Origin of the sequence: Xanthomonas sp. GW, from assembly GCF_014236815.1 — a bacterium.
GTDB lineage: Bacteria > Pseudomonadota > Gammaproteobacteria > Xanthomonadales > Xanthomonadaceae > Xanthomonas_A.
Window position 1 is genome coordinate 1,235,681 of record NZ_CP051189.1, and the last position, 11,951, is coordinate 1,247,631.

The 11,951-nt window shown below is 68.6% G+C and carries 5 protein-coding genes; 2 read left to right on the forward strand and 3 right to left on the reverse strand.

Annotation, left to right across the window (positions count from 1 at the left end; all coding sequences use genetic code 11):
- The first annotated feature begins 45 nt into the window (after positions 1 to 45).
- Positions 46 to 1,050, forward strand: a complete 1,005-nt coding sequence (locus tag HEP73_RS05245; RefSeq protein ID WP_185822387.1) for a class I fructose-bisphosphate aldolase — start codon at positions 46 to 48, stop codon at positions 1,048 to 1,050.
- 185 nt (positions 1,051 to 1,235) lie between these two features.
- On the opposite strand, the gene HEP73_RS05250 is transcribed toward HEP73_RS05245, so the two are convergent.
- Entirely contained in the window at positions 1,236 to 1,913 is a 678-nt protein-coding gene (locus HEP73_RS05250) for a response regulator transcription factor (protein WP_185822388.1), read from the reverse strand.
- Positions 1,914 to 2,082: 169 nt separating this feature from the next.
- Here HEP73_RS05250 and HEP73_RS05255 point away from each other — a divergent pair, with 169 nt between their 5' ends.
- On the forward strand, positions 2,083 to 4,056 hold the full coding sequence (locus HEP73_RS05255) for a sensor histidine kinase (RefSeq protein ID WP_255423674.1): 1,974 nt from the start codon (positions 2,083 to 2,085) through the stop codon (positions 4,054 to 4,056).
- A gap of 220 nt (positions 4,057 to 4,276) precedes the next feature.
- Here HEP73_RS05255 and HEP73_RS05260 read toward each other — a convergent pair whose 3' ends face one another.
- Both HEP73_RS05260 and HEP73_RS05265 read right to left on the reverse strand, forming a co-directional pair.
- The gene (locus HEP73_RS05260) at positions 4,277 to 10,027 is read right to left on the reverse strand and encodes a GLUG motif-containing protein (RefSeq protein WP_185822390.1); all 5,751 of its coding nucleotides are present in this window, start codon (positions 10,025 to 10,027) and stop codon (positions 4,277 to 4,279) included.
- Between the two features lie 13 nt (positions 10,028 to 10,040).
- Positions 10,041 to 11,657 (reverse strand): ShlB/FhaC/HecB family hemolysin secretion/activation protein, encoded by a 1,617-nt coding sequence (locus HEP73_RS05265; RefSeq protein ID WP_458309653.1) that lies wholly within the window; start codon positions 11,655 to 11,657, stop codon positions 10,041 to 10,043.
- Positions 11,658 to 11,951 lie beyond the last annotated feature (294 nt).

The following is an 11,951-nucleotide window of genomic DNA, read 5'->3' on the forward strand; positions in this document are numbered from 1 at the left end:
TTGCCGCGATATACTTCGGGTTTCCCCCCGTGCCATAGGAATTCCATGAGCATCGAACAGCTTGCCGAAACCGCACAGGCGATGGTCGCCCCGGGCAAGGGCATCATCGCGATCGACGAATCCACCAGCACGATCGCCAAGCGCTTCGCCAGCGTCGGCATCGAGAATGTCGAGGAGAACCGCCGCGCGTATCGCGAGTTGCTGCTGACCACGCCGAAGCTGAGCGACCACATCTCCGGCGCGATCCTGTACGACGAGACCATCCGCCAGAAGACCAAGGACGGCGTGCCGTTCCCGAAGTACATGGCCGAGCACGGCATCATTCCCGGAATCAAGGTCGACAAGGGCACGCATCCGCTGGCGGGCATGCCCGGCGAGCTGATCACCGAAGGCCTGGACGGCCTGCGCGCGCGCCTGGAGGAGTACTACAAGCTCGGCGCGCGCTTCGCCAAGTGGCGCGCGGTGATCACCATCGGCGAGGACATCCCGTCGGGCGTGTGCATCGAGACCAACGCGCACGCGCTGGCACGCTACGCCGCGCTGTGCCAGGAGCAGGGCCTGGTGCCGATGGTGGAGCCGGAAGTGCTGATGGACGGCAACCACGACATCGAGACCTGCTACGAAGTCACCGAAGCCACGCTGCGTTCGCTGTTCGGCGCGCTGTACGAGCAGAACGTGGTGCTGGAAGGCACCATCCTGAAGGCCTCGATGGTCATCGCCGGCAAGGACTGCGACGAGCAGGCCAGCGTCGAGGAAGTGGCCGAATCCACCGTGATGTGCCTGAAGAGCACCGTGCCGGCGATCCTGCCGGGCATCGTGTTCCTGTCCGGCGGGCAGACCGACGAGCAGTCCACCGCGCATCTCAATGCGATGAACCAGATCGGCACCCTGCCGTGGCCGCTGAGCTTCTCCTACGGCCGCGCGATGCAGCAGGCCGCGCTGAAGCTGTGGGCGCAGGACATGAAGGGCAACTTCGCCAAGGCGCAGCAGGTGGTCTACGACCGCGCCAAGGAAAACGGCCTGGCCGCCCTGGGCAAGTGGCAGGACTGAGGTCCGGCTAGAAGCGCACGAAAAACGCCGGCATCGCCGGCGTTTTTTTGCCCCTCCTTCTCCCTGCGGGACCACGGCCCCCTTTTTGGGGGAAGGTGCCCCGAAGGGGCGGATGAGGGTACGGGGGGCGTAGCCCCCTAATAAAGCCTGCTAACGCACCGCCACCATCACAGCACACCGCAAACTCAAGGCCTCAACGCAGCCGGCGCATGAAACCGGTAACCGCTATTACGCAGCGTCTTCACCGGCAGCGGCCGTCCACTGATCTCCTCCACCCGCCGCCGCAGCCGGTACATCTGCGTGTCCAGCCGGCGCCGATCGTGGTCGAGGAAGTTCGCACCGAGCGCTTCGGCGATTTCGCGGTGGCCCACGCTTTCGCCGGCCCGGCTCATCAGGCACTTGAGCACCAGCAGATCCTGATGCGAGAGCGGAACCGACGGCGCGTCGGGCACGTTCAGGCGCGCGGCACCCAGCTCCAGCATCCAGCAGGCGTTTTGCAGGCCCAGGCGCCGGCCGAGCGCGGCCAGGGTCGCGGCCAGTTCGTCCAGGTCGGCGCCTTTGCCCAGGTAGTGGTCGGCGCCGATGTCGAGTCCGGCGACGCGATCGCGGCTGGTGTTGCGCGCACTGAACACCACGATGCCGAGCCGTTGCGCGCCTTGCCGCAGTTCGCCGATCAGGTCCAGGCCGCTGCCGTCGGGGAGTCCGACGTCGATCACCGCCAGGCCATGGCGCAGCGGATCGAACCGTTGCCAGAATTCCCTGACGCTGGCCGCGCACGTCGTGGCGTAGCCGAGATCCTCGAGGAATTCGCCGAGCTCCTCGCGCAGCACGGGCTCGTCTTCAAGCAGGATCACCTCGCCCATCGCGGCAAACTCTTGGTGCATCATTGGTCGCTGTGACTCAATCGGGTTCGGCGATCGTGCGGTGTGGCAAATGATGGCGAGGTGTTTTCGCTGGTTTGTGGGCGCATGGCTGTGCTGGGGCGCGGTGGCCTGTGTTGCGGCGCAACCGGGATGGGCGCCGCCTGGAACGTTGCCGCTGACCGCCGCGGCCGAGCATCTGGATGCGAGCGGATACCTGCAGCGCCTGGACGATCCGCAAGGCCGGCTGGACGCCCGCCAGGCCGCGGCGGCGTCCGGCTGGACTCCGCTGCCCGCCAGCCTCAATGCCGGGTTCACCGCCAACACCGTGTGGCTGCGCGTTCCGTTGCACGTGGACAGTGTAGCGTCCGCGGGCTGGATGCTGCGACTGAGCAATGCCGTCATCGACGATGCGCAGGCCTACGCCAGCGTCGACGGCGGCGCTTGGCAAGCGTTGGGCCATAGCGGCGAGAACGTCCGCCGCCACGATTGGCCGGTGGACTACCGCAGCCCGGTGTTCCAGTTCGCGCCGTCGCGTCCCGGCGACTACGTGATCCTGCTGCGGCTGCAGAGCAAGAACGCGCTGGTCACCCGTCTCGATATCTGGCAGCGGCTGCCGTTCGACAACCAGTCGCGGCGCGAGGGGCTGCAGTTCGGCCTGTACTTCGGCTTCTACCTGCTGCTGATCTGCGTGCATCTGCTGTTCTGGAGCGTGACCCGTGCGCCGATGAGCGGCCTGTTCGTCGCCTACCTCGGCGGCTGCGTGCTCAACGAGGCCATGTCGATCGGCCTGGTGCAGCAGGTGACGGGAGTGCCGGTGCAGTGGAGCGACCGCCTGTTGGGGATCAGCATCGCCTGCAGCCTGCCGGTGGGCTTCCAGATCGCGAGTAGGCAGTTGCACCTGCGCGCCTTGTATCCGCAGTTCGCGCGCTGGTCCATCCGTTTCCTGTGCGGTGCCGCGCTGGTCTGTGCCGCGCTGGTCGCAGCCGGACACTACGCGCTGGGCATGCAGCCGGTGCAGGTGCTGGCCTTGCTCGGCATCGCGGTGCTGACGGCGCTGGCGCTGCGCCTGCTGTGGAAACGCTATCCGCCCGCGGTGTTGTTCGCGCTCGCGTTCTTCCCGTTCTACCTGGGGGTGATGCTCGGATTCCTGCGCAATCTGGGGCTGGTGCCGGTGAATGCATGGACCCAGTACGCCACCACCGTCGGCACCATGCTGCACATGACCGTGATGAGTTTTTTGGTCATTGGTCGCTACGAACGCCGGCGCCGCATCCGCGAGCGGCGCCACGCCAATGCCGCGGCGGAACTGGCGCGCAGGCACGGCATGCAGCTGGAACGCGAAGTCGCGTTGCGCACCGTCGAACTGCACGGCGAGATCCGCAGGCGGCAGCGGTTGGAGGACGAACTGCGCGCCTCGTTGCAAACCGAACGCCGGGTGATGCAGGAGCAGGGCGAATTCGTGGCGATGGTGTCGCACGAGTTCCGCACGCCGCTGGCGGTCATCATGACCTCGGCGCAGCAACTGGCGCGCAAGCTGGAGGGGCCGATAGAGCGCAACCGCGCGCGCTGCGGCAACATCCATGGCGCGGCGCAGCGGCTGCTGGCACTGGTGGACGAATACCTCGGCGCCGACCGCATGGACGCGACCACCGCGGAACTGCGGCTGCAGCCTTGCGCGCTGCGCGATCTGCTGGACGCGGTGTGTCGTGACTTCCCGCCGCAGCGCGTGGTCTGCGCATACGAGAGCGACGACGATAGCCTGGTCACCGACAGCGGACTGTTGCGCGTGGCCTTGCGCAATCTGATCGCCAATGCCGATCGCCATAGCCCGCCGGACGAGCCGATCCACATCCGCGTGCGCGGGCACGGCGAAGCGCTGCGGGTGGAGATCGCCAACGCGGGCGAGCCCATCGCCGCCGCCGATCGGCAGCGGCTGTTCCAGAAGTACTACCGGGGCGAGAACGCCAGGAATACGCCAGGCGCCGGACTCGGCCTGTACCTTGTGCGCAGGATCGCCGAGCGCCTCGGCGGTTGGGTGGGGCTGGCCGGGGACGCTGCCGACGCGCCGGTCTGCTTCGTTCTGCTGCTGCCGCGGCGCCCGCAGGCGCAGATCGAGCCGCTACCGCCAGCGTTCGATTCCTGATCCTGCAGCGCACGCGATCGCGTGCGCGGATTCCGCTGCGTACGGCGCGGATATTCAAGCTGCTCACGATGCCGGACCCACGCGCCGGATTGCCACGTGGGAATGGCGTGCCTGTTCGCCCGGCCTTGGCCGTTCGGCGCAGACCGCCGCCATTCGCGATGCGGGAATGGCGGCGGCTCGGCCGCGCGACGCCTCGGCGAGGCGCCGCAGCCGATGGCGGCTACTGCTGGATGATGCAGGTTTCCGCGGGCGCGGCGGACGTGCCCTGGCTGCAGGCGAGCGCGGGGACGCGAACGCCGCCATCGACGATCAGGATGGAGTCGGTCGCGGCCGTGGCGCTGCTGCCGCTTGCGGCCTGGGCGCTCGCCGCCAGCTCCCTGGCGGTCTCGTCGTTGCTGGTGCCGGAAGTGCCGGTTTGCGCAGTCGCCGAGACCGAGCTGTTGATCGCTTGCACCGTCGCATTTTCCAGCTGAATGCCGGGACCGGGACCGGGGCCGGTATCGCCGCCGGGCAGCACGCTCAACAGGCCATCGACATAGCTGACGGTGTAGTTGGACAGCCCCGCACCGGTGGCGCCGGACGCGCTGATCGCGTACTTGCCGATCGCGGCGTTGGCGGCCGAACCGCCACTGCTCAGGCCGACGCCGGAGACCGTGTCGCCATTGCGCAAACCGGACACGGTGTAGCCGGTCAGGTCGATGCTGCTGCCGAAGGTCTTGCTGGCGTCGGTGGCGACGATGCGCAGCGTCGCCGGATCGACCGTCAGGCTGCCGTCGACGTAGCTGATGACGTAGTTGGACAGTCCCGAACCGCTGGCGCCGGAGGCGCCGATGGCGTAGCGGCCGACCGAAGCGGTGGCGGCCGAACCGGCGCTGCTCAGGTTGACGCCGGAAACCGCATCGCCATTGAGCAGGCCGGACACGCTGTAGCCGGTCGGGCCGACACCGCTGCCGTAGGTCTTGTTGGCATCGGTGGCGACGATGCGCAGCGTCGCCGGATCCACCGTCAGGCTGCCATCGACATAGCTGATGACGTAGTTGGACAGTCCCGTGCCGCTGGCGCCGGAGGCGCCGATGGCGTACGTGCCGACCCCGGCGGTGGCGGCCGCGCCGCCGCTGCTCAGAGTCACGCCGGAGACCGCGTCGCCACCGATCAGGCCGGACACGCTGTAGCCGTTGAGGCTGGCGGTGTTGCCGTAGGTCTTGCCGGCGTTGCTGGCGGTCACCGTCAGGCTCGCCGGTGTGATGGTGATGCTGCCGGTTGCCGTGTAGGCGATGTCGTAGCCCTGCTGGGTGGAGTACAGTCCGCTCACGGCGATGCCGCCATTGCCGGTGGTGTAGGTTCCCGCGTTCTTGCCGGCGGTCGCGTAGGTCAACGACGAACCGAGCAGCAGGTTGCTGTTGGGGTTGCCGCCCACCGTGTAGTTGGACGTGGTGCCGCTGGCGCCGGTGCCGTCGTAGGTCTTGTCCACGCCGGAGACAGTGGCGGTGACCGTGAGCGACTTCAGGAAACCGCGCAGCAACGGCGACGTATGGCCCTCGTACATGCGCCAGGTCAGGCCGGTCCCGCCCTTGTCGTCGATGTTCCAGCCGGCATTGGTGAAGGTGGACAACGTGGTCAGCTGGTTCCAGCTCTTGCCGCCGCTGTAGCCGTCGATGCTGCCGCCGGCATTGCCGGCCAGGTTCAGGCCGGCATTGATCGCATTGCCGTTGGCATCGGTGGTGGCGAAGAAGCTGGCGACGATGGTGCCGTTGGAATTGGAGCCGACCAGGCCGCCGACCGCATTGCTGCCGGTCACGCTGCCGGTGGCATAGGAGTCGCGCAGGGTGTTGTTGTAGTTGACGCCGACCAGGCCGCCGACATACGCGCTGCCCGAGACATTGCCGCTGGCGTAGGTGTTGGCGATGGTGCCGTTGTAGTTGTAGCCGGCCAGCCCGGCGACATACATGTCGCCGGTCGCGGTGCCGGTGGCGTAGGCGGTGGCGATGCTGCCTTCGTCGTTGTAGCCGACCAGTCCGCCGATGTAATCGTCGCCGGAGACATTGCCCATCGCGTAGACCGTGCCGACGCTGGCCGAATCGTTGTAGCCGACCAGACCGCCGACATAGCTTCCGCCCGACACGTTGCCGGTGGCGTAGGCCGATTCGATGCTGCCGCCGGACAGGCTGCCGACCAGGCCGCCGGTGTCGTAGGTGGTGCCGGTCACGGCGCCGGTCGCATAGACGTTGCCGATCGTGGTGCTGGAACTGCGGCCGACCAAACCGCCGACGCTCTTGGTTCCGGAGACGTGTCCGCTGGCGTAGGCATTGTGGATGCTGCTGGACGCGGCGAGGCCGACCAGGCCACCCGCGCTCGCGGTGGTCGCGGTGACGTCGCCGGTGGCATGGGCGTTCTGGATGTTGCTCTGGGTTGCGCTGCCGATGAGGCCGCCGACGTTGTTGCCGGTGGACGAACTGGTGCTGGTCACGTTGCCGCTGGCGCGGACATCGTCGTACGTGCCCAGATAGTCGTTGCCGACCAGGCCGCCGACGGTGCTGCCGCCGGACACCGTGCTCGTCGAGGACGAGGCGGACACCGATCCGGCGTTGTTGCTGCCGATCAGGCCGCCGACGTAGTTGCCGCTGTAGGCGCCGCCGCTGGCGACCACGCTGCCTGCGGTCTGCGCGCCGGAGATCGCGCCGCCGTCGTTGTAGCCGACCAGGCCGCCGACGAAATTGCCGGTGCCGGCCACGCTGCCCGCGGCGGAGACGCCGCTGAGGGTGCTGGCGTTCTGGCCGACCAGGCCACCGACATAGGCCAGGCCCGCGATGTTGCTGCCAGTCAGCGCGAGATTGCGGATCGCGCTGCCGCTGCCGGTCACGCCGAACAGACCGACACTGTTTTCGGCGCCGCGGGCGATGCTCAGGCCGCTCACCGTGTGGCCGTATCCGTTCAAGCTGCCGGTGAAGGCGCGCGTGGCATCGCCGACCGGATCGAAGCCGGCGCTGCTCCACATGCCGTTGGCGTTGCTGCCGGAGGTGGTGCTGGCATCGATGTCGGTGGCCACGGTGTAGCTGGCCGCCAGGTTGTAGGCCATCAACTGCAACTGGTGGGCGTTGCCGATGGCGGTGCTGTACTCGCTGGCCAGGAACGGACGGGTCTGCCCCTCGATCATGATCCAGGCCGCCTGTCCGTTGCCGTCGGTGGCGACGTAGACATCGCTGCTGCCGTTGAGCAGCGACCAGGTGCCCAGCGCGCCGTAGCTGGCATGGGCATAGCGGGTGCCGCCGGTGACGCTGGCGACGTTGGCGGAGGTCGAGTTCTCGAAGTTCTGGCCGATCGCGCTGGCCTGCCCGGAACTGCCCGCATCCCAGTAGGCGTTGGTGAGGCTCGAGTTGTTGCGGTGGTAGCCGACCAGGGCGCCGGCCACTGCGGTTCCGCCGTTGGTGCCGGTGACCAGGCCGGTGGCGTAGACGTTGTCGAGCGTCGCCTGGTAGGTGTAGCCGACCAGGCCGCCCACCTCCGACGTCGCGGTCACGTTGCCGGTGGCGTAGGCGTTGTCGATCGAGGTGCCGACCATCTGCCCAGCCAGGCCGCCTGCGTTGTTGCTGGTCGCCGACACGTTGCCGGAGGCGTAGACATGATCGAGGGGGCCGTTGGTATAGCCGACCAGGCCGCCGATATAGGACACGCCCGAGACGTTGCCGGTGGCGTAGGCATCGCTGATCGCGCCGGTGTTGTAGCCGATCAGGCCGCCGGCGAACAGGACGGTGCCGGTGACGTTGCCGGTCGCGTAGGAATTGCGGATGGTGCCGCCGTTGTAGCCGACCAGCCCGCCGTAGTAGCCCGCGTTCGAACTGACATTGCTGCCCGAGTGGGAGGCGGTGATGGTGCCGTCGGGGTTGTAGCCGACCAGCCCGCCGACATAGTTGTTGCCGCTGACGCTGCCCGTGGCGTAGACGTTGCTGATCGTCGCCCTGCTGCTGCCGACCAGGGCGCCGACATAGTTGCTGCCGGTGACGCTGGCGTTGACCAGGCCCAGGTCACGGATGGTCGCGACGCCGACGTAGCCGAACAGGCCGACGTAGTTGTTCCCCGAGTTGATGCTCAGGTTGCTGATGGTGTGGCCCAGGCCGGTGAAGGTGCCGGAGAACTCGCCGGAGGCCGTGCGGGCGATGATCGGCGACCCGTAGGTGGTGCCGCTGGCGTCCAGGTCCGCGGCCAGAGCGTAGTTGCCGGTATTGCTTATCACGTTCTGCAGATCGTCCATGGAGCGCAGCAGGGTGTAAGCATCGCCATTGATGCTCAGCTGGGCGTTGCTGCCGCTGAGCGTGACCGGCGTTTTGACCCGGTAGTCGCTGCCGCTGGCGGCGGCGCCGTTGGCGGTGTAGCCGCCGTAGTTCAGCACCAGGCCGGCGTTGTTGCCGGTGGCGGTGATGGCGGCATTGAGGTTGATGTCGTTGTAGGCATCCAGGGTCAGCGTGGAATTTCCGCCCCAGCTGATCGCCGAATTCACGTTGATGTCGCCGCTGCCGCTGCTCACGCTGCCGGGGCCGCTGGCGGTGGTGCTGGTGGTGATCAGAGTGACGTTGGTGCCGCCGTCCAGCGTGCTGCCGATGGTGCCGGCCGCGGCGCTGTCCACGCTCAGGTCTTCCGGATCCACCAGCCAGGTGCCGGCGCTGCCGCCGCCGGCCGCCTTGGCGCCGACTGCGATGCCGCCGAAGTCCACGTGGTGGCCGCTGGTCTCGATGCTGCCGCCGTCGCCGCTGCCGGCGGCATTGGCGCGCAGGCTGCCGTGTACCGCGGTGTCGCCGTTGGACCAGACCACGATCGAGCCGCCGTTGCCGTGCGCGGTGGCGCTGGCGTCGAGCACGCTGCCGCTGCCGACCGTGGCCGAGCTGGCCTGCAGCAGGTGCTCGCCGCCCTGGTAGCCGCCACCGATACGGATGCTGCCGCCTGCGTTGGTGCCGCGCGCATCGATGCTGCCGTCGACCGCCACGTTGGCATCCGACAGCAGCTGCGCGCTGCCGCCGTTGCTGCCGGAGACATCGATGCTGCCGCTGCTGGCCACGCCGCCGCCGTTGGCGACCAGCCTGATGCTGCCGCCGGAGGTGTCGACGGCGGAGGCTTCGAGCGCGCCGGTGTTGTTGACCAGCAGCTCGGACAGGCCGGTGCTGGCTGCCTGCAGCAGGATCTGCCCGCTGCCGGCGGTGAGCGTGCCGCTGTTCTCCACGGCCGCGCCGGCGCCGCTCGCCGTCTTGGTGGAGGCGGCGAGCAGCTGCAGGCCGATCGCGCCGGCCGCGTCCATGGTCACCTGGACCTGGTCGGCGGAGAGCAGGCGAATGGCGCCGCCGTTGGCGCTGATCGTGCCGCTGTTGGCGACATGGTTGCCGACCAGGTTGACCGAACCGCCGTCGCGCGCGGTGATCTGGCCGTGGTTGATCACGCTGGCCGCAGCGGCATCGCCGCGGCCGAGCAGGTAGCCGTCGCCGTCGTCGTCGGCCAGGCCCAGCGAACTGGCGACCAGGCCGCCGACATTCACCTGGGCATGGCTACCGAACAGGATGCCGGCCGAGTTGATCAGGAACACGTTGCCGTTGGCGCGCAGGCTGCCGTTGATGGTGCTGGCGCCATGGCTGGCGTCGATCAGGTTCAGCGCGACCGCCGAGCTGGAGGGCTGGGCGAACACCACGCTGGCGTCCTTGCCGATGTTGAAGCTGTTCCAGTTGAGCACGGCCTTGGCCGCGTTCTGGTCGATGGTCAGGGTGCTGCCGTGCTGCGACACGCTGGCGCCGGTGGCGCTGGACAGCGAGGGCAGGCCGCCGGCGTGCGCCGGCGCGGCCAGCGCCCAGGCCAGGGCGAACGGCAGCAGCGGCGCCAGCAGGCGCTTGGTGCCGGAGGTGCCGCCGCCGGCGTGGCCGGTGGCGACTTCGGAGGCGACCTGGAGCACGCCGAGATTGCGGTTGAAGACGAGGCGATAGATGCGGTTCATGGCGTTCCCCAAATCAGAAAGTGAGGCCGAAGCGGGCCCAGTAACGTACGTTCTTGCCGTCGGCCGGCTCGGTGCCGCCGGTCGGCTTGGCCGCGGCCAGGTCGAACGACAGGCCCTGCCAGTGGGGAAGGCGGAAGTTCAGGCCGACGCCGGGTCCCTGGAAAGTGGTGACGGCGTCGTACACGGCACGGTTGGCCCCGTTGGGATAGACCCGGCCGTAGTCGTAGAACACGCTGGCGGTCAGCAGTTCGCCCCACGGGCGGCCGCCGAACGGCGAGGCGGCGCCGGCGAAGCCCGGCGCGTCGACCTGGTATTCCAGGCTGGAGTCGAAGCCGCGGTCGCCCAGCGCGCCGCCGAGCGCGAAGGCGCGCACGCTGGTCGGGCCGCCGAGCGAGAACTGCTCCAGCGGCGTCAGCGCATCGTCGCTGTATTGGCCGTTGAGGCGCAGCTGCAGGCGCTGGGTGGCGGTCAGGCCCTGCAGCCGGGTGTAGGCCAGGCGCGCGGCCAGGAAGTGGCGGTCGTGCTGCGCGTACAGGTAGTCGGTGCGCTGCGAGTCGTCGTCCAGCGCGCTGCGCACGCTGAGCTGCAGCGCGTCGATCGCATGCCGCTGGCGGTCGTCATGGCGGAAGGCCGCGCCGAGTTCGACCACGTCGAACTTCTGCTTGGACAGCAGCACGCCCAGGCCCTGGATGCGCGAGCTTTCCTGGATCAGGTGCAGCCAGGCCTGCATGCGCCAGGCGTCGGTGTTGCGGAACTTCCAGTCCAGGCCCAGCGATTTCTGCTGGGTCGGCCCCTGGATGCCCAGCGCGGCGAAGGCGCCGGTGTCCAGATTGATCAGGCTGCGGGTGTAGGCGGCGTTGACGCTCAGGCCGTCGACGTCGGCGATCGGCACCTGGTAGGCGAAACTGCCTTGCCAGTTGTTGGCCGGGTCCAGCGCGTAGGCGTAGCTGGCGGAGAGGTGGTCGCCGAGACCGAGCGGATTGTTCCAGTCCACGCCGAGCTGGGCACGGTAGCGGCCGATGCTCTCGGTGCCGTAGTTGCTGGCGCCGACGCTGACCTGCAGCGGGCGGTCCTCGGTGGCCTGGATTACCACGTCGGTCTCGCCCAGCTGCGCGCCGGGCTTGAGCACCGAGGTGACGGACACGCCGGGCAGGTCGCGTGCGTAGAGCAGCGCCGACTGCAGGTCCTGTTGGCGCAGGATCTGGCCCTGCAGGGCCAGCGCGGGGCTGGCGATCAGGCGCTCGTCGTAGCGGCGCGTGCCTTCGACGGTGATCTTGCCGACGCGGCCTTCGGCGACGCGGATCTCGACGCTGTGGTCGGCGCCGATGGTCTGCACCGGCAGGTAGGCGCGCGCGACCAGGAAGCCGGCCTGGCGATAGGCCTGGGTCAAGGCATCGGCGATCTGCTGCAACTGGGCGAAGCTGAGCTGGGCCGGCAGGGCCTGGCCGCCGAGTTCGCGCAGGCGCGCATCGGCCAGCGCCTGCAGGCGCTGCGGGGTGATCTCCTGGCGCGGATGTTCGCCGACGCCGGTCACGCGGATAGCCTGGACGGCGATGGGCGCCGCCGCTGCGGCAGGCGTGCTGGTTGGGACGGCACCCTCGTCCTGGGCGAAGGCGGCGGGACAGGCCATGACCAAGGCCAGGCTGGTCGCCCAGGGCAGGGCGAACAGGGCTTTCGCCAGCGCACTCGGACGTGGCCGACGGCAAGAGGTCTTGGTCATGATGAAGTAAAAATAGTGTGAAGTTGGCGCAATGTAGCGCCGCCACTGCAGGCCAATCTGAGCAAATCTGAGCGCGCCCTCGTGCCGGCCGTCACACCCCGACAGGGGCGTGGGGAAAATCCCTACGGCGTGCTTCAGGTCGTCGCCTGCGTAGCAGGGCTGGATGCACGGGCGAGGCGTTGGCGACGTCCGCGCGAGCGGCGG